This is a genomic window from Pseudonocardia sp. HH130629-09 (assembly GCF_001294645.1).
Classification (GTDB): domain Bacteria; phylum Actinomycetota; class Actinomycetes; order Mycobacteriales; family Pseudonocardiaceae; genus Pseudonocardia.
Map to the genome: position 1 here is coordinate 4,412,866 of NZ_CP011868.1, position 20,495 is coordinate 4,433,360.

At 73.6% G+C, this 20,495-nt stretch carries 23 protein-coding genes; 7 read left to right on the forward strand and 16 right to left on the reverse strand.

Annotated features, from left to right (window positions below):
- The first annotated feature begins 29 nt into the window (after window positions 1–29).
- Entirely contained in the window at window positions 30–1,016 is a 987-nt protein-coding gene (locus tag XF36_RS20315; protein ID WP_060713184.1) for a D-2-hydroxyacid dehydrogenase, read from the forward strand.
- Window positions 1,013–2,425 (forward strand): amidase, encoded by a 1,413-nt coding sequence (locus tag XF36_RS20320; RefSeq protein WP_060713185.1) that lies wholly within the window; start codon window positions 1,013–1,015, stop codon window positions 2,423–2,425. The genes XF36_RS20315 and XF36_RS20320 overlap by 4 nt, the downstream gene beginning before the upstream one ends.
- Before the next feature lie 73 nt (window positions 2,426–2,498).
- Here the strand turns inward: XF36_RS20320 and tatB are convergent, their stop codons facing one another.
- From tatB to sigE, 7 genes are all read right to left on the reverse strand, one after another.
- The gene (gene tatB / locus XF36_RS20325; protein ID WP_060713186.1) at window positions 2,499–2,936 is read right to left on the reverse strand and encodes a Sec-independent protein translocase protein TatB; all 438 of its coding nucleotides are present in this window, start codon (window positions 2,934–2,936) and stop codon (window positions 2,499–2,501) included.
- 83 nt (window positions 2,937–3,019) lie between these two features.
- On the reverse strand, window positions 3,020–4,231 hold the full coding sequence (locus XF36_RS20330; RefSeq protein ID WP_238589343.1) for an IS256 family transposase: 1,212 nt from the start codon (window positions 4,229–4,231) through the stop codon (window positions 3,020–3,022).
- Window positions 4,232–4,314: 83 nt separating this feature from the next.
- Window positions 4,315–4,887, reverse strand: a complete 573-nt coding sequence (locus XF36_RS35755) for an IS5 family transposase (RefSeq protein WP_414706255.1) — start codon at window positions 4,885–4,887, stop codon at window positions 4,315–4,317.
- Window positions 4,811–5,263, reverse strand: coding sequence for an IS5 family transposase (locus XF36_RS35760; protein ID WP_060710991.1), 453 nt, complete (start codon window positions 5,261–5,263; stop codon window positions 4,811–4,813). Before XF36_RS35760 ends, XF36_RS35755 begins: the two co-directional genes overlap by 77 nt.
- 46 nt (window positions 5,264–5,309) lie before the next feature.
- The gene (locus XF36_RS20345; RefSeq protein ID WP_060713187.1) at window positions 5,310–6,887 is read right to left on the reverse strand and encodes a trypsin-like peptidase domain-containing protein; all 1,578 of its coding nucleotides are present in this window, start codon (window positions 6,885–6,887) and stop codon (window positions 5,310–5,312) included.
- A gap of 119 nt (window positions 6,888–7,006) precedes the next feature.
- Window positions 7,007–7,660: a zf-HC2 domain-containing protein gene (locus tag XF36_RS20350; RefSeq protein ID WP_060713188.1), complete on the reverse strand. Its 654-nt coding sequence runs from the start codon at window positions 7,658–7,660 to the stop codon at window positions 7,007–7,009.
- Entirely contained in the window at window positions 7,657–8,298 is a 642-nt protein-coding gene (sigE, locus tag XF36_RS20355) for an RNA polymerase sigma factor SigE (protein WP_020626064.1), read from the reverse strand. The genes XF36_RS20350 and sigE overlap by 4 nt, the downstream gene beginning before the upstream one ends.
- Window positions 8,299–8,453: 155 nt before the next feature.
- Here sigE and XF36_RS20360 point away from each other — a divergent pair, with 155 nt between their 5' ends.
- On the forward strand, window positions 8,454–9,074 hold the full coding sequence (locus XF36_RS20360; protein ID WP_060713189.1) for an O-methyltransferase: 621 nt from the start codon (window positions 8,454–8,456) through the stop codon (window positions 9,072–9,074).
- Window positions 9,075–9,112: 38 nt separating this feature from the next.
- Here XF36_RS20360 and glgC read toward each other — a convergent pair whose 3' ends face one another.
- Window positions 9,113–10,348, reverse strand: coding sequence for a glucose-1-phosphate adenylyltransferase (gene glgC / locus XF36_RS20365; RefSeq protein ID WP_060713190.1), 1,236 nt, complete (start codon window positions 10,346–10,348; stop codon window positions 9,113–9,115).
- 144 nt (window positions 10,349–10,492) lie between these two features.
- Between glgC and glgA the strand changes: the two genes are divergently transcribed.
- Window positions 10,493–11,656 (forward strand): glycogen synthase, encoded by a 1,164-nt coding sequence (glgA, locus tag XF36_RS20370; protein ID WP_060713191.1) that lies wholly within the window; start codon window positions 10,493–10,495, stop codon window positions 11,654–11,656.
- Window positions 11,657–11,737: 81 nt separating this feature from the next.
- On the opposite strand, the gene XF36_RS29625 is transcribed toward glgA, so the two are convergent.
- From XF36_RS29625 to dapE, 8 genes are all read right to left on the reverse strand, one after another.
- Window positions 11,738–11,905: a DUF3117 domain-containing protein gene (locus XF36_RS29625; RefSeq protein ID WP_010241564.1), complete on the reverse strand. Its 168-nt coding sequence runs from the start codon at window positions 11,903–11,905 to the stop codon at window positions 11,738–11,740.
- Between the two features lie 174 nt (window positions 11,906–12,079).
- Window positions 12,080–12,706: a DNA-3-methyladenine glycosylase I gene (locus XF36_RS20375; RefSeq protein WP_060713192.1), complete on the reverse strand. Its 627-nt coding sequence runs from the start codon at window positions 12,704–12,706 to the stop codon at window positions 12,080–12,082.
- 4 nt (window positions 12,707–12,710) lie between these two features.
- Entirely contained in the window at window positions 12,711–13,274 is a 564-nt protein-coding gene (locus XF36_RS20380; protein WP_349675509.1) for an SRPBCC family protein, read from the reverse strand.
- On the reverse strand, window positions 13,249–13,611 hold the full coding sequence (locus XF36_RS20385; protein WP_060713193.1) for a DivIVA domain-containing protein: 363 nt from the start codon (window positions 13,609–13,611) through the stop codon (window positions 13,249–13,251). The genes XF36_RS20380 and XF36_RS20385 overlap by 26 nt, the downstream gene beginning before the upstream one ends.
- Complete coding sequence (locus XF36_RS20390; RefSeq protein WP_082375537.1) at window positions 13,587–14,657, reverse strand: glucosyl-3-phosphoglycerate synthase; 1,071 nt, start codon at window positions 14,655–14,657, stop codon at window positions 13,587–13,589. The genes XF36_RS20385 and XF36_RS20390 overlap by 25 nt, the downstream gene beginning before the upstream one ends.
- Before the next feature lie 4 nt (window positions 14,658–14,661).
- A complete protein-coding gene (locus XF36_RS20395) occupies window positions 14,662–15,258 on the reverse strand; it encodes a TIGR00730 family Rossman fold protein (RefSeq protein ID WP_060713194.1) in 597 nt (198 codons plus the stop codon).
- Window positions 15,258–16,040, reverse strand: coding sequence for a TIGR00730 family Rossman fold protein (locus tag XF36_RS20400; protein WP_060714854.1), 783 nt, complete (start codon window positions 16,038–16,040; stop codon window positions 15,258–15,260). The genes XF36_RS20395 and XF36_RS20400 overlap by 1 nt, the downstream gene beginning before the upstream one ends.
- A 208-nt stretch (window positions 16,041–16,248) precedes the next feature.
- Window positions 16,249–17,322 (reverse strand): succinyl-diaminopimelate desuccinylase, encoded by a 1,074-nt coding sequence (gene dapE / locus XF36_RS20405; protein WP_202968589.1) that lies wholly within the window; start codon window positions 17,320–17,322, stop codon window positions 16,249–16,251.
- Window positions 17,323–18,040: 718 nt separating this feature from the next.
- On the opposite strand from dapE, the gene XF36_RS33010 reads away from it, so the two are divergent.
- The 3 genes from XF36_RS33010 to XF36_RS20420 are packed head-to-tail and all read left to right on the forward strand — an operon-like array spanning window position 18,041 to window position 20,489.
- Complete coding sequence (locus XF36_RS33010; protein ID WP_060713195.1) at window positions 18,041–18,508, forward strand: hypothetical protein; 468 nt, start codon at window positions 18,041–18,043, stop codon at window positions 18,506–18,508.
- A gap of 11 nt (window positions 18,509–18,519) precedes the next feature.
- On the forward strand, window positions 18,520–19,455 hold the full coding sequence (dapD, locus tag XF36_RS20415) for a 2,3,4,5-tetrahydropyridine-2,6-dicarboxylate N-succinyltransferase (protein ID WP_060714856.1): 936 nt from the start codon (window positions 18,520–18,522) through the stop codon (window positions 19,453–19,455).
- 53 nt (window positions 19,456–19,508) lie between these two features.
- Window positions 19,509–20,489, forward strand: coding sequence for a CHAD domain-containing protein (locus tag XF36_RS20420; protein ID WP_060713196.1), 981 nt, complete (start codon window positions 19,509–19,511; stop codon window positions 20,487–20,489).
- The last annotated feature ends 6 nt before the right edge of the window (window positions 20,490–20,495 follow it).

The window sequence follows — 20,495 nt, forward strand, 5'->3', positions numbered from 1 at the left end:
CCCGACCTCCCTACCGACAGGATCTCCCGTTGCCGGTTTCCGCTGGTCAGGACCCGATCACCGTCGCCGTGCTGCACGGCGGGGAGACCCCGCCCGGTCTCGAGCGCCACGCCGGTGACGCACGTCTCCGCTTCGCCGCCGACGCCGACGGGCTCGCCGCCGCACTGCCCGGCAGCGACGTGCTGCTCACGTGGGACTTCACGTCCGACGCCGTCAAGGACGTCTGGGACGCCACCGACACCTCCGCGCTGCGCTGGGTCCACACCGCCAGCGCCGGCGTCGACCGGGTCGCGTTCCCCGCCCTGCTCGCCTCGGGTGCGACGCTGACGAACTCCCGCGGGGTGTTCGACCGGCCGATCGCCGAGTTCGTGCTCGGCGCGGTGATCGCGTTCGCCAAGGACACCGCCCGCTCGCTCGCGCTGCAGCGGGAGCGGACCTGGCGCCACCGCGAGACCGAGACCGTCGCCGGGAAGGTCGCGACGGTCGTCGGGAGCGGGCCGATCGGACGCGCCGTCGCCGACCTGCTGGGTGCGGTCGGGATGCGGCTGCGGCTGGTCGGCCGGCGCGCCGCGGACGGTGTGCACGCCTTCGAGGAGCTGCCCGGCCTGCTGCCCGACACCGACCACCTGGTGCTCGCCGCCCCGCTGACCGACGCGACCCGCGGGATGCTGCACTCCGGGACGATCGCCCTGCTGCCCGAGCGGGCCCGGGTCGTCAACGTGGGCCGGGGCGCGCTCGTCGTGCAGGACGACCTGACCGACGCGCTCGCGACCGGGCGGCTCGCCGGCGCGGCGCTGGACGTGTTCGAGGTCGAGCCGCTGCCCGCGACCTCGCCGCTGTGGGCGATGGAGCACGTGCTGCTCTCCCCGCACATGTCCGGCGACGTCGTCGGCTGGGAGGACATGCTCGTCGAGCTGTTCGCCGACAACCTCGCGCGCTTCCGGGACGGCCGGGAGCTGCGCAACGTGGTGGACCCCGAGCGCGGGTACGTGAGCTCATCCGCAGGAAAGGTGTGACTGCTGTGACGACTGCAGACCTCAGCGCGACCGAGCTGCTGGCGGGCTACCGCAGCGGCGAGATCTCGCCCGTGCAGGCCACCCGAGACGCGCTGGAGCGGATCGAGGCGCACGACGGCGCGGTGAACGCGTTCTGCCTGGTCGACCCCGAGTCGGCGCTGTCGCAGGCGAAGGACTCGGAGGCGCGCTGGCAGGCCGGGGAGCCGGTCGGGCCACTCGACGGCGTCCCCACCTCGATCAAGGACATGCTCCTGACGATCGGCTGGCCCACCCGCCGCGGCTCGACGACGACGTCGCCGGACGGGCCGTTCGAGGTCGACGGCCCGCCGGTGGCCAGGGTCCGCGCCGCGGGTGCGGTGCTGATCGGGAAGAACACCACGCCGGAGCTGGCGTGGAAGGGCGTGACCGACTCGCCGCTGACCGGCGTCACCACCAACCCGTGGGACCCGACGAGGACGGCCGGCGGCTCGTCCGGCGGCTCGGCGTCGGCCGTCGGGCTGGGGATGGGACCGCTGTCGCTGGGCACCGACGCAGGTGGCTCGGTCCGCATCCCGGCCGCGTTCACCGGGACCGTCGCGCACAAGCCCACCTACGGCCGCATCGCGCACTACCCGGGCTCGGCGTTCGGGACCCTGGCCCACGTCGGCCCGATGACCCGCACCGTCGAGGACGCCGCGCTGCTGTACGACGTCGTCGCCCAGCCCGACACCCGGGACCCGTGGGTGTTCGACGTGCCCCGTGAGTCGGCCGTCGAGCGGCTCGCCGGCGGCGCGGCGGGTCTGCGGATCGCGTTCTCCCCCACTCTCGGGTTCGTCGACGTCGACCCGGAGGTGGCGGCGCTCGTCGCCGAGGCGGTCGCGGTGTTCGCCCGTGAGCTCGGTGCGACCGTCGAGAACGCCGACCCCGGTTTCGCCGACCCGATCGAGCCGTTCCACACGCTCTGGTTCGCCGCCGCCGCGAAGTCCCTGGAGCCCATCGGCGCCGAGGCCAGGAAGGCCATGGACCCGGCGCTGGTGGAGATCGCCGAGCAGGGGGCCCGGGTCTCGGCGCTGGACTACCTGGGCGCGATGGCCGTGCGCAACGAGCTGGGGACGCTGATGGGCGCCTTCCACTCCGAGTACGACCTGCTGCTCACCCCGACCCTGCCGATCACCGCGTTCGAGGGCGGCCGGGAGGTCCCCGAGGGCTGGCACGACCCGCGCTGGACGTCGTGGACGCCGTTCACCTACCCGTTCAACATGACCCAGCAGCCCGCGACCTCGGTGCCGTGCGGCTTCACCTCCGCCGGTCTGCCGGTGGGTCTGCAGGTCGTCGGACCGCGGCAGGCCGACGCCACGGTGCTCGCCGCCGCGCACGCCTACCAGCGCGCGACCACGCACCACCTGCGCCGGCCGCCGCTGCTGGGCTGAACCGGCCCCCTCCACGACGGCGGCGCCGCACCCGGCCGGGGTGCGGCGCCGCCGTCGTACGGAGGGGCCGGGGTCAGGTCGCGTCCGGGTCCACCGGGGGGCGCTCGTCGGCGGCCAGCGGCGGCTGCGGCGGACGGACCGGGGCCGGGGTGCTCGCCGCTGCCCCGCCCAGGGCGGCGGCCCCGGCGGCGCCGGCACCCGCTCCCGGGGCGAACCCGTTGGGCTTGACCGGCGGGGTGGCGACGTCGTCGGAGAACAGGCTCCGGGTGATCGCGGTCCGCGGGTTGAGCGAGCGCAGGCTGCGCAGGTCGTTGAGCGGCTGCTGGATCTGGTCGAACTCCGGGCCCAGCTCCTTCTTCAGGTGGTTCTGGGCGCCGCTCGCGAACTCCTTGACCTGCCGGACCGCGCGACCGACCCAGGCCGCCGCCTCGGGCAGCCGTTCCGGGCCCAGGATGAAGAGCCCCGCCACGACCAGGACGAGGATCTCCGGCATGCCGATGTTCTCGAACACGACGCCAGCGTACGGGTACTAGGGTGTGTCTCCCAATGCCCAGCCAGGGGCCTGTCTCGTGATCGGTGTTTCGGCGTCGTTGCTCAGTAGGTCTCGGCTCCCGGCCAGCGGTCACCGAACGTGATGGCGAACGCGTTGATCACGGGCTTCCAACGCATCGTCCACCTCGTGCGGCCCGTCCCGGTCGGGTCCAGGCTGCGAGTCACAAGATACAAGCATTTCATCGCAGCCTGCTCAGTGGGGAAATGACCACGCGCCCGCACCGCGCGCCGGTAGCGGGCGTTAAGCGATTCGATCGCATTCGTAGAGCAGATCACCCTTCGAATCTCGACGTCGTAGTCCAAGAACGGCACGAACTCTTCCCACGCGTTGCGCCATAGCCGGATCATCGCCGCGTACTTACGGCCCCATTTCTCGTCGAGCTCATCCATAGCGATAAGTGCTGCATTCGGGTTGGGCGCGGCATAGATTGGTTTGATGTCGCGCTTCACCGCGTCCCAGTCCTGTCGACCCACCAGCCGGAAAGTGTTTCGGATCAGGTGCACGACGCAGGTTTGGACAATGGTTTGCGGCCACACGTTGGCCACGACCTCCGGGAGTCCTTTGAGGCCGTCGCAGACCAGGAACAGCACGTCACGCACGCCGCGGTTCTTCAGGTCGACCAGCACGCTCATCCAGAACTTCGCGCCCTCACTGCCGACGCCCATCCACAGCCCCAGCACGTCCTTGCAGCCGTCCACGGTGACGCCGATGGCTGCGTAGACCGGCCGGTTGGCGACCTGCCCGTCCCGGACCTTGACGTGGACAGCGTCGATGAACACCGCGGCGTACACCGAATCCAACGGCCGACCAACCCAGTCATTCATCTCGGCGACGACCTTGTCGGTGATCCGCGAGACCGTCTCCTTCGATACTGACGCCCCATAGATGTCAGCGAAATGTGCGGAAACCTCCCCGGTCGTCATCCCTTTCGCATACAGCGACAGTACGACCTCGTCGACATCTGTGAGGCGCCGCTGACGCTTCTTCACGATCTGCGGCTCGAAAGTGCTGGCCCTGTCTCTCGGAACGTCGATCTCCACGTCACCCGCGGCATCCGAGAGAACCGTCTTCGAGCGGGACCCGTTCCGCACGTTGGTGGATTCCCGGCCGGGGTCGGCCCGGTTCTTGTCGTGCCCGAGGTGCTCGGTCATCTCCTCGTTCAGCGCCGTTTCCAGAACATTCTTGGTAAAGAGCTTCAACAGGCCGTCCGGGCCGGTCAACGCCAGCCCGCGCGCCTTCGCCTCGGCCACCATCGCCGCCGCAGCGGCCCGCTCCGCCGACGCCTGCCGAGCAGGCTTCGGGTCACCCTCGCTTGGATCCACAAGGTCCGATGTCATCACTGTCCGTGCCCATCTCGCCGGACCTCAGCCCGGCGTGTCGGGCCGAAAACACCGATCTTGAAACAGTCCCGGAGCCAGGTGACGATTGCCTTCAGGACGGCGCCGCCGCGGAAGGTCAGGGCGAGCTTGTCGTAACGGGTGGCCAGCCCGCGCCACTGCTTGACGTGGCAGAATCCGCGCTCGACGACGTTGCGGTTTCGGTAGTCGACCGGATCGAATGCGGGCGGTCGGCCGCCGCGTGAGCCGCGTCGTTTGCGGTGTCCCTGCTGGTCAGAGGGCTCCGGAATGACAGCGATGATCCGGCGCTCGCGCAGGTGCCGGCGGATCGCGCGTGAGGAGTAGGCCTTGTCCGCGCGCACGCGTTCGGGCCGGGTCCGGGGTCGTCCCGGGCCCGGTCGGGCGATGCTCAGGTGCGCCATCAGGTGCGGAAACATTGGCGAGTCGCCGCCCTGGCCGGGGCCGAGGAGGACCACCAGCGGGCGGCCGTGCCCGTCAACGAGCTGGTGGATCTTCGTCGACAGCCCTCCGCGGGACCGTCCCAGCGCGTGATCTGCTGGTTCGGCGAGCAGATTCGTGTAGTTCGATCCGGCCCCCTGTGTCGCGCTTGAGGGTCGCGGCGTGCTGGTGGGCACGGATGATCGTGGAGTCCACGCTGACCGCCCACCCGAGCACCTCGGCGGCGTCGGCCTCGACCAGAAGAGCAGCCAGGATGTGGTCCCAGGTGCCGTCGCCGCTGTAGCGGCGGTGCCGCTTCCACAACGTCTGCCACGGCCCGAACTCGGCTGGGACGTCGCGCCAGGGAAGCCCGCACCGATACCGGTAGATGATCCCCTCGAGCACCCGGCGGTCATCGCGGAACGGGCGCCCGCGACGACCCTCGGAGGAGGGCAACAGCGGCGCCAGACGGGCCCACTGGGCATCAGTCAGGACAGCGGTGCGCGGCACCGATCAAGCATCGCGCACCCCGGTCCGCCTATTTGGGAGACACACCCTAGCGCTGCCCGAGCGTCACGGTCACGGTGAGCGGTCGTCCCTGACGGACGAGGCGGACCGGGACCTGCTCGCCGGGTGAGTGTTCGCGGACGGCGACGACGAGCTCGTCGGCACTGGCGATGGGGCGCCCGGCGACGTCGACGACGACGTCGCCGTCGGCGATCCCGGCCGCGGCCGCCGGTCCCCCGGCGACGACGTTCTGCACCTGGGCGCCGTCGGTGGCGCCGTCGGTGACCGAGCGGGAGTTGACACCGAGGTCGGCGTGCGCGACGCGGCCGGTGCGGATGAGCTCCTCGGCGATGGCGCGGGCGTCGTCGATCGGGATGGCGAAGCCGAGGCCGATCGAGCCGCCCTGCCCGCCGGACTGGGCGCTGTCCGCGCTGCGGATCGCCGTGTTGATGCCGACGACGGCGCCGGTCGCGTCCACCAGCGGGCCGCCGGAGTTGCCGGGGTTGATCGCGGCGTCGGTCTGCACCGCGTCGATCACCGCGTCGCCCGCGCTGCCCTCCGGGTCGAGCCGCACCGGGCGGTCGACGGCCGACACGATCCCGGTCGTCACCGTGCCGGCCAGGCCGAACGGCGACCCGATCGCGATCACCGCGTCGCCGACGGCGAGCTCGCCGGAGCGGCCGATCGCGGCGACCGTCGGGTTCGCGACGGGCACCTTGACCACCGCGAGGTCGGTCATCGGGTCCGCCCCGACCACGGTGGCCGGGACCCGGGACCCGTCGGAGAACAGGGCCTCGATGGTGCCCTGGCCCGGCCCGGTGGCGGGCGCGACGACGTGGTCGTTGGTGAGTACGTAGCCCGCGGGGTCGATCACGACGCCGGAGCCGTTGCCCGCCTGGTTGCCGACGGTCACCTCCAACGAGACGACCGCGGGCAGCACCCGCGAGGCGACCTCCGACACCGAGCCGGGCGGTCGTTCACGGGCCGGCTCGGTCGCGCTCAGCACCGCTCCGGGGCTGGTCAGGGCACCCGCCGCGGTCGCGGTCCAGTACCCGACCAGTCCGCCCGCCGCGCCGACGAGCAGGGCGAGGACGCCGAGCAGCGCCAGCGCGCGCGGCTGCACCCGCCTGCCGAACAGGACCTCACGGACGCTGAGGCGGGGACCGTCGGGGCGAGGACCCTCCGCGGGGGCGTCGCCGTCACCGGGGGGCGGGGCGGCGACGACCGGCGTGCCCGGGTCGCGCCACGGGTCGCCGGACGAGCCGCCGGGCCAGAACGGGTCCTGCTCGGCGCTCTGCTCACCCCCGCGCAGCGCGTCGCCCGACGCACCGGGCGGGCGTTGCAGGCCGCCGGCGGGCTCGCCGTCGGGTGTGCGGTCCGGCCGACCGAACGCGCGGGCGACGGCAGCGGTCGGCGGGGGCGCGCTCGGCAGCGACCCGTTCGACCCGAGGTGCGACGACGGCGGCGCGAACGAGCTGTCGACGCCGTCCGGGCGGCCGAACGCCGCCCGTTCGCCGGGGTCGGTCGCGGGACGGTCCAGCGGGCGGGGGCGCAGTCGCGGCGGGGCGGAGCCGGGCACCTCCGGGTCGGCCGCGCCGTCCGGGCGTGCGCCGCGGTCGTCGCTCACCGGGTCACCCCGGGGCCCGGGGAGACTGCTCCCGACGATCGATCAGCCGGCACGGCGTCCACCCAGTACACCCGTACAGCCTGCCCCGCGGGCGGTGAAGTCGGTGTATCGGTGACGGGTCAGGGCGTCGGGGAGATGCCGGCGTCGCCGGTCGGGGTGGCCGAGGTCGTCGGCGACGGCGACGCGCCGGTCGAGCCCGCCGTGGTGCTGACCGCCGGGACGGCCGTCCGCCGCGACGAGGCGGGCACCGGGGTGGCCGCGAACCGGGCGACGGCCGCGGCACCCGGGCCGGGCACGGTCGGCGCGGTCGGTGTGCCGGTCGTGGTGGGGGGCAGACCGAGCGCGAGTGCGCCGAGCGCCAGCCCGGACACTGCGGCGCCGGTGCCCAGGCGTACGCGTCGCGACCGGCTGGCGCGACGGCCGTGGTCGCCCTCGACCGCTGCCGGGCGCAGCACGGACACGAGCTGGCCGTCCGGGGTGAGCGACAGGCCCGCCGGCGGCGGGGGCAGCTCGGTGTCCTGCGGGATGGCGCGCAGCGCCGACATCAGCGACGGCGGGAGCGTGGGGGCGTCGGCCGCTCGCAGCGCGGTGCGGGCCCGCCGCTGCTCGGCGACCTCCACCGCGCAGTCGGGGCAGCGCTCGAGGTGGCGGGCGGCACGGTCGTGCGGACCGGCGGCCAACTCGTCGTCCACGAAGGCGACGACCGCCTCGAGCGTCAGATGCGTCTCCCCCCAGTCCGGGGGGATGACCTGGAAACGCCGTCGCTCGGTCACGGCACCAACTCTGCCACCGGACCACGGTCGGATGCCACCGGCTGCTCCTCCGCAGCCGCCGCACGGTGCCGCTCCAGCGACGCCCGCAGCGCGGTCCGGCCCCGGTGGATACGGCTGCGGACGGTGCCGAGCTTCACCCCGAGGGTCGCGCCGATCTCCTCGTAGGACAGGCCTTCGACGTCGCACAGGACGACGGCGACCCGGAAGTCCGGGGGGAGCTCGTCCAGCGCGGCCTGCAGGTGCGGGTCGAGGTGGTTGATCGCGAAGACGGTCTCGGGCTCGGGGCCACCGCCCGGCAGGCGGTCGGTGTCCTCGGGCAGGCCCTCCATCCGCAGCCGGGCGCGGCGGCGGACCATGTCGAGGAACAGGTTCGTGGTGATGCGGTGCAGCCAGCCCTCGAAGGTCCCCGGCTTGTAGGACGCCAGGGACCGGAACACCCGGATGAACGTCTCCTGGGTGAGGTCCTCGGCGTCGTGCTGGTTGCCGGACAGGCGGTAGGCGAGGCGGTAGACGCGGTCGGCGTGCTCCCGGACGACCTCGTCCCAGGTGGGCGGGGTCCAGTCGGCACCCTCACCGGGGCGGGTACCGGCGGCGGCGTCCCGGAACGGGGCGTCGTCGGTTGCGCGAGGGGCGGACATCGGGGCGGGGCACCTCCGTGAGTCGCGACCGTGTCGTGGAGTCGATCGGCCGCGAAGCTTCGTTCGTTGCAGCACAGCCTGCCTGCCACCCATGAGGAGGATGTGAAACCCGTCTGAGAGAAGTCTGTGAAATCGTCCGGCGATAATCTTGTTCCATGAGCACACCCGCGGGGGCGGCCGCGTACGCCGATGGCTACCTCGCCGAGGACGACGCGTGCGGCGAGGCCCGCGCACTGGGCACGGCGGCGGGCGCGCACCCCATCTCCGCGGCGGGCGGGGCGGCACTGTCGGTGCTGGCCGCGACGATCTCCGCGCGGGCCGTGGTGGAGATCGGGACCGGGGCCGGGGTGAGCGGGCTGTACCTGCTGCGCGGCATGGCCGGTGACGGGACGCTGACCACCATCGACGTCGACCCGGAGCTGCAGCGCTCGGCCCGGCGGACCTTCCTCGCCGCCGGGTACGGGCCGGGGCCGGCCAGGCTGATCAACGGGATGGCGCTGGAGGTGCTGCCGCGGCTGACCGACGGCGGCTACGACCTCGTCGTCGCCGACGCCGTCCCGGCCGAGTACCCCGGCTACCTGGCCGAGGCGATCCGGCTGCTGCGCCCCGGCGGGGTGCTCGTGCTGGAGGGGGTGCTCGACGGCGGCCGGGTCGCCGAGCACGGTCCGGGCACGGCCGCGCTGCGCGAGACCGCCGCCCTGGTCCGCGACGACGAGCGCCTGCTGTCGGCGCTGCTGCCGGTCGCGGACGGGATGCTCTGCGCGGTCCGTAGGTGAGCGGAGCGAACGCGGCATCAACACCGCTGGGAGCCGCCTCAGTGGGCGGAGACGCCCTTGCCCAGGACCACGACGCCGCCGTTGGAGACCGTGTAGCGGCTGCGGTCCAGGTTCAGGTCGACCCCGATCAGGGCACCGTCGGGGACGACGACGTTCTTGTCGAGGATCGCCCGCCGCACCACCGCGCCTCGGCCGATGCGGGCGCCTGGCAGCACGACCGAGTCCGAGACCTCCGCGCCGCCCGACACCGACACGTTCGGGCTGATCACCGACCGGCGCACGATCGCCCCGGAGATGATCGTGCCCGCGCCGACGATCGAGTCCTGCGCGATGCCGCCCTCGACGAACTTCGCCGGCGGCAGTGCGGGCACCGCGGTGCGGATCGGCCAGCGCTGGTTGTAGAGGTTGAAGATCGGGTGCACCGAGACGAGGTCGGTGTGCGCGTCGTAGTAGGCGTCGATGGTCCCGACGTCACGCCAGTAGCCGGCGTCCCGTTCGGTGGCACCGGGCACGACGTTGTCGGCGAAGTCGTAGACGTGCGCGTCACCCTTGGCGACCAGCGCCGGGATGATGTCCCCGCCCATGTCGTGGTCGGAGTCGGCGTTCGCCGCGTCGGCCTTCAGCGCGTCGAGCAGGGCCTCGGTGGTGAACACGTAGTTGCCCATCGAGGCAAACGTGACGTCCGGGTCGTCGGGCACGTGCGGCGGGTCGGACGGCTTCTCGAGGAACTCGGTGATGCGACCGGACTCGTCGGAGGCAATGCAGCCGAAGGCCTTCGCCTCGGCACGCGGCACCCGGATCCCCGCGACGGTGACGCCAGCGCCGGACTCGGCGTGCTGGGCGATCATCTGCGCCGGATCCATCCGGTAGACGTGGTCGGCGCCGAACACGGCGATGTACTCGGGCTGGTCGTCGTAGACCAGGTTGAGGCTCTGGAAGATCGCGTCCGCCGAGCCGGTGTACCACCGCCGGCCGAGCCGCTGCTGGGCCGGGACGGTGGTGATGTACTGGTCGAGCACCGACGACAACCGCCACGTCGTCGAGATGTGCCGGTCCAGCGAGTGCGACTTGTACTGGGTCAGCACGCACAGTCGGTCCATCCCGCAGTTCACGAGGTTGGACAGCACGAAGTCGATGAGCCGGTAGTTGCCACCGAACGGCACCGCCGGTTTGGCGCGGTCCGCGGTGAGCGGCCAGAGCCGCTTCCCCTCACCGCCCGCGAGCACGATGCCGAGAACCCTGCCGGGAAGACGTCCGGGCGCGGTCGGTCGCATGGCGTGGACACTAGTGGCCGCTCGGTGGTGGGGCCATACGTCCGGCCGCGCCGTGCGCCGTACGCGACCCCGGGCACGACCGGACCGGATCGGGCGCACGAACTCCTCGCGCGGCGTCCGGGCGCCCCGGTAGCGTCCCGGCCCGTGCGCGTCGGCCTTCTCACCCGTGAATACCCGCCCGCCGTCTACGGCGGTGCCGGAGTCCACGTGGGACATCTCGTCCCCGCCCTGCGGGAGCTCGTCGACGTCGACGTGCACTGCTTCGCCGAGCCGGGCAGCTACGCCCCGGCCGACGCCCGCGCACACTCCGCGCCGCCGCTGCCGGACGGAGCGAACGCCGCGCTGACCACGCTCGGTGTGGACCTGTCGATGGCCGCCGAGCTGGAGCGCTGCGACATGCTGCACTCCCACACCTGGTACGCCAACATGGCCGGCCACATCGGCGGCCTGCTGCACGGTCGCCCGCACGTGGTCACGGCGCACTCGCTGGAGCCGCTGCGGCCGTGGAAGGCCGAACAGCTCGGCGGCGGATACCGGCTGTCGTCGTGGGTGGAGCGGACCGCCTACGAGGCGGCGGACGCCGTCATCGCGGTCTCGCACGGCATGCGCCGCGACGTGCTGAACGCCTACCCGGCGATCGACCCGGAGCTGGTGCACGTGGTGCACAACGGCATCGACACGCAGTTCTACGCACCCGACCCGGCGCGCGACGCGCTGCTCGCGCACGGCGTCGACCCGGACCGGCCGCTGGTGGTGTTCGTCGGGCGGATCACCCGGCAGAAGGGCCTCGGGCACCTGGTCGCGGCGGCGCACCGGTTCGACCCGTCGGCGCAGGTCGTGCTGTGCGCGGGCGCCCCGGACACCCAGGAGATCGCGGCCGAGACCGAGCGGGCGGTGGCGAAGCTGTCCGCCTCGCGCGACGGCGTCGTGTGGATCCAGCGGATGCTCGCCACCGCCGAGGTCCGCCAGCTGTTGTCGGCGGCGACGGTGTTCGTGTGTCCCTCGGTCTACGAGCCGCTGGGCATCGTGAACCTGGAGGCGATGGCCTGCGGCACGGCCGTGGTCGCCTCCGACGTCGGCGGGATCCCGGAGGTCGTCGACGACGGTGTGACCGGCCTGCTCGCGCACTACGACCCGGCCGACACCGCCGCGTTCGAGGCGGCGCTGGCCGACGGGGTCAACGCGCTGGTCGCGGACCCGCACCGGGCCGCGACGATGGGCGAGCGGGGCCGGGAGCGCGCGGTCGCCGAGTTCGCCTGGGCCGAGATGGCCCGGCGGACGCTGGAGATCTACGAGTCGGTGGCCTGAGGCCCGTCACCGGGACCCCGGAGACGACGACGGCGGGGCCGGTCCCCCGGTCCCGCCGCGTCGTGTCCGTGCCGTCCACCGTCAGCCGACGGTCGACTTCAGCGCCTCACTGAGGTCGGTGGCCTCGTCCGGGGTCATCTCGACGACGAGACGCCCGCCACCCTCGAGCGGGACGCGCATGACGATGCCCCGGCCCTCCTTGGTGACTTCCATGGGCCCGTCGCCGGTGCGGGGCTTCATCGCGGCCATTCGTCCGTCCTCCGTCAACATCCACAACTGTCGTTTCCCCGGGTGCGCGCTCGGGGCGCGCGCCGACCCGTGAGACCACATTGTCCCTCATCACCGGCGTCGAGGTGCAACCGAGGCGATCACGGCTCGGGAGCGATACCCGCGGCGTTCACGCAGCGCAACGGCCCGGCGACCCTACGACGACCCCGGTCCGGTACCCCGCGGGCCCTCCGGGACGGCCCCGGCCCGCCAGCAGTACGCGACGTGGTCGTCGACCAGACCGGTCGCCTGCATGAGTGCGTAACAGGTGGTGGGGCCGACGAACCGGAAGCCGCGCTTCTTGAGTGCCTTCGACAGCGCCGTGGACTCCCGGGTGGAGCCGGGGACCTCGGACAGCGTCGCCGGACGCGGGTGCGCGGCCGGGTCCGGTGCGTAGGACGCGAGGAACGCGCCGAGGTCGTCGCCCGCGTCGGCCATGTCGAGCACGGCGCGCGCGTTGGCCACGGTGGCCTCGATCTTCTGCCGGTTGCGCACGATCCGGGCGTCGCCGAGCAGGCGGGCCACGTCGTCGTCGCCGAAGCGGGCGACGGTCTCCGGGTCGAAGCCGGCGAAGACCTCCCGGAACGCGAGGCGCTTGCGCAGCACGACGATCCAGGACAGGCCGGACTGGAAGCCCTCCAGGGTGAGGCGCTCGAACCACGCCGCGGTGTCGTGGACGGGCCGGCCCCACTCGTCGTCGTGGTAGGCGACGTAGTCGGGGGCCGAGAGCGCCCAGTCGCATCGGCCGCGGTCGTCGGGGGGCGTGGTCGCCGGCGTCGTCATCGGGTCACCGGCCCGCCCGGTAGCGGTCCTCGGTCGCCTCGGCCATCCGCCGCAGCGAGTGCACGACCCCGGCCCGGAACGCGGGACGCACCAGCGGCCAGCCGAACCGGCCGAGTGCCCCCAGCGGCAGGTCGAGCAGCTCGGTCCACAGGAACCGCGACCGGGCCGGGCCGAGCTCGACGACGACGAACACGCCGTCGCCGCGGATCACGGTGCCGGTGTGGGTCACGACGATCCGCCGCTCCCCCGTCGTCCCCGCGGGCAGTTCGGTCCACTCGGTGACCCGCATCGTGTCGGCGACGCCGAGCGGCCCGACCCCGGTGACCGCGCGCAGCTCGGTGCCGACCGAGCGGCCGTCGCCCGCGGTGATCTCGACGGTGGTGCCGAGCATCCAGTCCGACTGGCCCTCGAGGTCGGACACGACCTGCCACAGGACGTCGGCGGGGACGTTGACGTCGACCGGGACGGTCAGCTCCACCCGGCCGCCGCCGGCCGGCCGCACCCCCGGGGTCCGGTCGCCGACCCCGCCTGCGGTCCCGCGGTCACCACTGCTGTCGTTGCCCGTCACCGGGGTCCTCCTCGGCGCGCATCCGCGCGATCGTCGCCTCCAACCGGGCCACCCGGTCGGCGAGCTCGTGCCGGTCGGACCGGACCCGGTCCAGCTCGCCGGCCAGCCGGTCGAGTACCCAGTCCACCTCGGCCATCCGATATCCGCGCAGCACCTGCTGGAAACGCAGGTCACGGACGTCGGCGCCGCGCACCTCGCGGGCGGGCAGCCGGGTGGGCGTCGCGTCCGGGGCGAGCGGGGCGAGTTCCTCCCCACGGCCGAAGACCGCGGCCGCCAACACGAAGACCAGCGCGGCGACGCCGGCCAGGACGATCACGTACGCGAGGGCGATCCCCATGCCGCCATCACATCACGCCGGTCCGACGACGGGTCCCACCCCACGCGGGCGGCGGGCGCGACCACCGGCTCGGCGGACCCTCCGTCGCGCACCCGCCCTGGTGGGGGCCGGTCCACCTGACGCAGCGGACGGGTCTCGGCGCGCCATCCCGTCTCCACGCCGTGGCCGGGACGGGCGTCGTCGGAGCAGACGTCGTCGGGGAGGAACGCGGTCAGGCCGGCACCGGAGTCGTCGACCCCGCACCGGGACAGGGCCGTGGCGAGGACCTCGCGGGAGGTGCGGCCGAGCTCGTGCAGCGGACGGTTGCGGTGCCGGCGCACGCCCAGGTCGGCCTGTGCGATGGCCGCGGTCCCGCCGACGACGGTGTCGGCGTCGGTGTCGAGCAGCAGGCCGATGTCGACGCCGTAGCCGGTCGCGAACGGGAGCCGGTCGAGCAGCTCCCGGGTCGCGGCGTACTCACCGCCGATGGGCTGGCGGACGTGCCGCAGCCCGGGCCGGAGCGCGGCGAGCAGGGGGCGGGCGAGCAGCTCGGTGACACGGCCGCCCTCGTGCCCGCCCGCGTCGTCGCTGCCGCCGGGGCCCACGGAGCCGCCGGGGCCGGTCAGCGGCCGCCGGTGGTAGCCCTTGACCAGCGCGGTCCCGGGCCGGGTGAGCAGCGGGGCGAGGAGCCGTTCGACGAGCTCGGGGTGCGGGTCGACGAGGTCGGCGTCGACGAAACAGACCAGGTCGGCGGGGCGTGGCCCGTTCCCCAGCGCGACCACGGCTCGCCACATCGCCTCGCCCTTGCCCGGCAGCACCGGGACACCGGGCACCGCCCGTTCCCGGCCGAGCACCCGAGCCCCGGCCGCGGCGGCGCGTTCCGCGGTGCGGTCGGTGCTGCCGGAGTCGAGGACGACGAGGTCGTCGACCAGCGGGGGGTCGCCCTCGCACAGCCGGGTCAGCCCCGCGACGAGCGGACCGACCGTCGCCTCCTCGTCCAGGGCGGGCAGGACGACGGCGACGCGACGGCCGTCCTTGCGGGCGGCGAGCCGGGCGGCGAGGGTCACGGGCTCAGACGAGCGGACGGGCGCACTCGTCGAGCGCCACGCCGGTCAGCCCCGCGGGGTCGGCCGGGGCGGCGTCGTCACCGCGGACCTGCCGCAGCCGCTCGATCGGGGCCCGCGAGGCGAACCCGCGGTCGACGAGCCCGGCGACCCACTCGACGAGGCCGTCCCAGTGGCCGTCGGGGTCGAGCAGCACGACCGGTTTGCCGTGCAGGCCGAGCGTCCCGGCCGTCCAGACCTCGAACAGCTCCTCGCAGGTCCCGATGCCTCCGGGGAGTGCGAGGAACGCGTCGGCGCGGTCCTCCATCTGCTGCTTGCGCTCACGCATGCTCTCGACGACGAGCAGCTCGTCGCTGTCGTGGTCGGCCCACTCGCGCTCGACCATGGACCGCGGGATGACCCCGACGGTGCGACCGCCGCCGTTCCGCGCGCCGGCCGCGACCGCGCCCATCATCGACTTGCGGCCCCCACCGGAGACGAGCGTCCAGCCGCGGGCGGCGACGGCGCGGCCGACCTCGCGAGCGAGGTCGAGGTAGTGCGGGGCGACGCCGTCGGAGCTGGCGCAGTAGACGCAGACGGCGAACCCGGGCTCCGGACCGGCCATCAGTGCGTCTCCTCCCAGGCGTGGTAGGCCTCGTTGACCACGTCGACGGCGTCGTCGATGTCGTCGGTGACGTGCAGCAGGTCCAGGTCCTTCTCGCTGATCTTGCCGTCGACCAGGACGGTCCTGGCGATCCAGTCGTAGAGACCGCCCCAGTAGTCGCTGCCGAGCAGGACGACCGGGAACTTGGTGACCTTCTTGGTCTGGATGAGGACGAGCGCCTCGAACAGCTCGTCGAGCGTGCCGAACCCGCCGGGCAGACAGACGAACGCCTGCGAGTACTTCACGAACATCGTCTTGCGGGCGAAGAAGTAGCGGAAGTTGATCCCGAGGTCGACCCACGGGTTCAGGCCCTGCTCGAACGGCAGCTCGATGCCGAGCCCGACCGAGAGCCCGCCCGCCTCGGAGGCGCCTCGGTTCGCGGCCTCCATCGCGCCCGGACCGCCGCCGGTGATCACGGCGAACCCGGCTCCGGCGAGCCGCGCCCCGAGCTCGCGACCCAGCTCGTACTCCGGGGAGCCGACCTTCGTGCGGGCCGAGCCGAACACGGTCGCCGCGCGCGGGAGCTCGGCGAGCATCCCGAACCCCTCGACGAACTCGGCCTGAATGCGCAGCACCCGCCATGGGTCGGTGTGCACCCAGTCCGCCGGGCCGCGCGAGTCGAGCAGCCGCTGGTCGGTGGTGGTCGGCTCGATGCTGCGTTCGCCGCGCAGCACCACCGGGCCTCGCTGCTTCTCGGGCTGCTTCTCGTGCAGCGTCCGGGGATCGGCGTTCTCGTCGGCCATGGTGATCACGGTATTCGGGCCGCGACGACCGGGCCGCGCCGGTGGGGTCGTGGGCGGTGTCGGCCGGCCCGACGGGGTGTCGGCGGCAGTGTCGGCGCGGTGTCGCCCAGTGCGGGCCCGTCCGGTGCAGGCCGTCCGGCGCCTTCGGTCAGACAGTGTCCGGCCAGGCGGGCTCCGGCCAGGCGGGCTCCGATCAGGCAAGCTCCGATCAGGCGGAGTCGCCCGCGAGGTAGCGGCGCAGCACCGCGGTGCAGGCGGTAATCGCGTCCTCGGCGACGTGCTCCTCGCGGGTGTGGGCGAGGTTCGGGTCGCCGGGCCCATAGTTGACCGCCGGGATGCCCAGCGCGGCGAAGCGCGAGACGTCTGTCCAGCCGTACTTCGCCCGCGGCACCGCCCCGGTCGCGGCGACGAACTCCGCGGCCGCCGGTGCGGACAGACCCGGCAGCGCCCCCGGCGAGAGGTCGGTCACGACGAGCGGGAACCCGTCGAACACCTCCCGGACGTGCGCGACGGCCTGCTCGGCGGACCGGTCCGGGGCGAACCGGAAGTTCACCGTGACGACGCACTCGTCGGGGACGACGTTGCCCGCGACCCCGCCGCCGATCCGCACCGCCTGCAGGCCCTCGCGGTACTCGCAGCCGTCGATGTTCACCCACCGCGGCCGGTAGGCCGCCAGCCGCGACAGGATCTCCGCGGCCCGGTGGATCGCGTTGTCCCCCAGCCACGAGCGCGCCGAGTGCGAGCGCCGCCCCGCGGTCCGCAGCTCGATGCGCAGGGTGCCCTGGCAGCCGGCCTCGAGCGCACCGTCGGTGGGCTCGCCGAGGATCGCGAGGTCGGCGTCGAGCCAGTCCCGGTGCTCGCGCTCGATGCGGCCGAGCCCGTTGCGCTCCGCCTCGATCTCCTCACAGTCGTAGAAGATCAGGGTGAGGTCGTGCCGCGGCGCGGCCAGCGTGGCCGCGAGGTGCGCGAACACCGCGTCACCGGACTTCATGTCCGAGGTGCCGCAGCCGTGCACGATCCCGTCGGCGCGGCGCGACGGCACGTTGTCCGCGATCGGCACCGTGTCGATGTGCCCGGCCAGCAGCACGCGGTGCGGGCGCCCCAGGTTCGTGCGCGCGAGCACCGCGTCACCGGACCGCAGCACCTCCAGCTGCGGCGTCTGGGACCGCAGCGCGGCCTCGAGCGCGTCGGCGAGCCGCCGCTCGTCCCCGGACACACTGGCGATGTCGACCATCGCAGCGGTCAGGGTCACCGGGTCGGACGTGAGGTCCAGCGCGGGCAGCGTCGTCGTCACCGGCCCGACGCTACCGACCCACCAGGACAGCCCTCCGCCAGGACAGCTCTCACCCGCGACCCGCCCGCACCCAGGAGCCCCGGACCGGTCCCGCGCGTCGCCGGGTCGGTGCCTTGGCCCGCCGCCGCACCGCCGGGGAGGGCTCCTCGGTCGTCGCTTTGCTCTGCTCACCGATACGCAGCACGGGCCTACGAGCGCTTCGCACGCCCCTGCCGTCGCCGGGCACGACCGGGGTTCCGAATGGTCTCCGGCCGCCTCCAGGGGCGTCCCCGGGGCGCCCCGCTGCGTATCGGTGAGCAGAGCAAAGCGACGCACGGACGACCACCGTCGGCACGGCCGCTCGGGCCGCGGGCGTCGCGTCGACCGTTGCCGGCACCGCTGACGGGCCGATTGTCCACAAGCTGGCGAGTTGTCCACAGGTTCGCAGGTCATCGGTGCATCCCGGGCGCGTGGGCGCAGGGTCGGGGCATGGACATCATCGAGGGCGACCGGTTGCCCGAGGAGCCGCCGCCGGCGCCGGTCGACGTCGTCGTGCCGGATCTGTCCGGACTCGTCCGGCGGGTGCGGCGCAGCGCGGACCTGTCACAGCGGGAGCTCGCGGAGCGGACGGGGCTGGCGCCGTCGCGCCATCGCCCGGATCGAGAGCCGGTCGCTCGCGCCGGCGCTGGACACGCTGGCGGCGATCCTGGCGGTCGCGGGGCTGCGGATGGTCGTCGTGGACGCGGAGAACCGGCGGGTGCCGCCGATGGAGGACCCGCCGGGTGACCTGCGTGACGGGGCGGACCGCCGGTTCCCGTCGCATCTGGACGTGATCCTCGATCCGCTGCCCGGTGAGTGGTGGGGCGACCGGTACGGCTGCGCGCGCCCGCCGGAGACGTTCCACCGGGATCGGCCACTGCGCGACGCGATGCGGCGGCGCAGTGTGTGGGAGGTGCGGGTCGCGCAGTTCCGCACCGCGCCGCCACCGCCGACGGTCGAGCACTGGATGGTGCTGCAGGCCCGGTGCCGGGCGTGCGGGCGGCTCCCGGACCCACCACCGCCGCCGTTCGCGCCGGCCGCGGTGCTCCGCTACCTGCAGGCCGCCGCGGTGCTGCTCGCGGTGCGGGCGGCCGATCATGCCGACGTGTCCCGGCGCACCCACCGCGGCGTGCCGTGGGCGACGGCGGGACGGTAGGTTCGGGGCCCGTGAGCACCGAGTACCGCCGCGAAGGCGCTTCCGGAACCGGCCTGGCCACGGTCACGACCGACGGCACCGTCCTCGACGTCTGGTACCCGGCTCCGGTGCTGGGCGGGCACGCGTCCGACGACGGTGCCGAGCTGCATCCCCTCGTCGGGACGGACGAGCTGCGTGGGGTCCGCACCGAGATCGTGCGCAACGAGATCGGCTCGCTCGCCGACGCACCGGCCGACGCCGCCGACGTCTACCTGCGGCTGCACCTGCTCAGCCACCGCCTCGTCCAGCCCCACCAGGTGAACCTCGACGGCCAGTTCGGGCTGCTCGCCAACGTCGTCTGGACCAACCACGGCCCGTGCCCGCTCCCCGGGTTCGAGCTCACCCGGGCGAAGCTGCGCGGCCGCGGACCGGTGACCGTCACCCACGTCGACAAGTTCCCGCGGATGATCGACTACGTGATCCCCGCCGGCGTTCGGATCGGTGACGCCGACCGCGTCCGCCTCGGCGCGCACCTGGCCGAGGGCACGACCGTCATGCACGAGGGCTTCGTCAACTTCAACGCCGGCACCCTCGGCGCGTCGATGGTCGAGGGCCGGATCTCGGCCGGGGTCGTCGTCGGGGACGGCTCGGACGTCGGCGGCGGTGCCTCGATCATGGGGACGCTGTCCGGGGGTGGCAAGGAGGTCATCTCGATCGGCCGCCGCTGCCTGCTCGGCGCGAACGCCGGCCTGGGCATCTCCCTCGGCGACGACTGCGTGGTCGAGGCCGGCCTCTACCTCACCGCGGGCACCAAGGTCACGCTGCCCGACGGCAGCACCACCGCGGCACGCGAGCTGTCCGGCCGGAACGGGCTGCTGCTGCGTCGCAACTCGGTGTCCGGCGCGGTCGAGGTGCTGGCCCGCACCGGCGACGGCATCGCCCTCAACGCCGCGCTGCACGCCAACTGACGGCCCTGCAGCGGTTCACGGCGGAACACCCACAGGAGCAGGACGGCAGGGACATGGTGGGTACGGACGGGGCTGCGCAGCCTCCGGGTAACGACCTCTACGGCGCCGCGGACCTCGGCGAGCCGCTGACCGCGGGGCCGCAGGACCCGGCGGTGGCACACGTCCGTGCGCTGCTGGACAAGCGGCTGCGCGCGATGCTGCGACACGAGCCCGGTGTGCGCGACGGCTCCGACATCGAGGACCTGCACCAGATGCGGGTCTCAGTGCGGCGGATGCGGGCGGCGCTCAAGGCCGCCCGCCCCCTGCTCGACCACATCTGGGCGGACCTGCTGCGGGCCGAGCTCGGCCGGCTCGGCCGAGCGCTCGGCCCGGTGCGCGACCTCGACGTGATGATCGACCACCTGCGCGGCGAGGTGTCCACGCTGCCCCCGGCCGAGCTGGCCGCCGGTGAGCGGCTGGTCGCGGTGCTGGAGGCCGAGCGGGTCGGTGCCCGCGCCGAGATGCTGGACGAGCTCGACTCCGACCGGAACGCCGCACTGCGTCGCTCGCTGGTCGAGGCCGTCTCGGCGCCGCTGCCGGAGCCGCCGGCGGAGGTCGCCCGACCCGAGCTGATCGAGCTGGTCCGGGCCGAGACCCGCAAGCTCGTCAAGGCGGTGCGTCGCGCCGGGCCGAACCCGCCGGACATGACCTTGCACGACCTGCGGATCCGCACCAAGCGGTTGCGCTACACCGGTGAGCTCGTCGAGCCGGCGATGCGCGACGAGGACGGGTCCCGCACCGAGGACGCCCGTCAGGTCCGGCGGATGCTCAAGGCCGCGGCCGGGTTGCAGGAGGTCCTGGGTGACCACCAGGACGCCTGCGTCGCCGAGCACCGCATCCGCGCCCTGCTCGACGAGCTGGGCCCCGGACCCGACGCCCACGAGGTCTTCGTCGGCGGCCGGCTGGTCGAGCGCGAACGGGCCCGCGCCGAGGCACTGCGCGAGCAGTGGTGGGCCGCGTGGGAGCACCTGGCCGAGCAGGCCGAGGTCCTCTGAGCCGAC

What these genes read in the sequence shown, in the direction of transcription:
- XF36_RS20330 (WP_238589343.1), bottom strand. Translation starts at nt 4,231, where the DNA reads ATGGTGGCCGAGGCGAAGGCGCGCGGGCTGGCGTTGACCGGCCCGGAC.
- sigE (WP_020626064.1), bottom strand. Translation starts at nt 8,298, where the DNA reads ATGTCCGCCCCTCGCGCAACCGACGACGCCCCGTTCCGGGACGCCGCC.
- XF36_RS20360 (WP_060713189.1), top strand. Translation starts at nt 8,454, where the DNA reads ATGAGCACACCCGCGGGGGCGGCCGCGTACGCCGATGGCTACCTCGCC.
- glgC (WP_060713190.1), bottom strand. Translation starts at nt 10,348, where the DNA reads ATGCGACCGACCGCGCCCGGACGTCTTCCCGGCAGGGTTCTCGGCATC.
- XF36_RS29625 (WP_010241564.1), bottom strand. Translation starts at nt 11,905, where the DNA reads ATGGCCGCGATGAAGCCCCGCACCGGCGACGGGCCCATGGAAGTCACC.
- XF36_RS20375 (WP_060713192.1), bottom strand. Translation starts at nt 12,706, where the DNA reads ATGACGACGCCGGCGACCACGCCCCCCGACGACCGCGGCCGATGCGAC.
- XF36_RS20385 (WP_060713193.1), bottom strand. Translation starts at nt 13,611, where the DNA reads ATGGGGATCGCCCTCGCGTACGTGATCGTCCTGGCCGGCGTCGCCGCG.
- XF36_RS20395 (WP_060713194.1), bottom strand. Translation starts at nt 15,258, where the DNA reads ATGGCCGGTCCGGAGCCCGGGTTCGCCGTCTGCGTCTACTGCGCCAGC.
- XF36_RS20400 (WP_060714854.1), bottom strand. Translation starts at nt 16,040, where the DNA reads ATGGCCGACGAGAACGCCGATCCCCGGACGCTGCACGAGAAGCAGCCC.
- XF36_RS33010 (WP_060713195.1), top strand. Translation starts at nt 18,041, where the DNA reads ATGGTCGTCGTGGACGCGGAGAACCGGCGGGTGCCGCCGATGGAGGAC.
- XF36_RS20420 (WP_060713196.1), top strand. Translation starts at nt 19,509, where the DNA reads ATGGTGGGTACGGACGGGGCTGCGCAGCCTCCGGGTAACGACCTCTAC.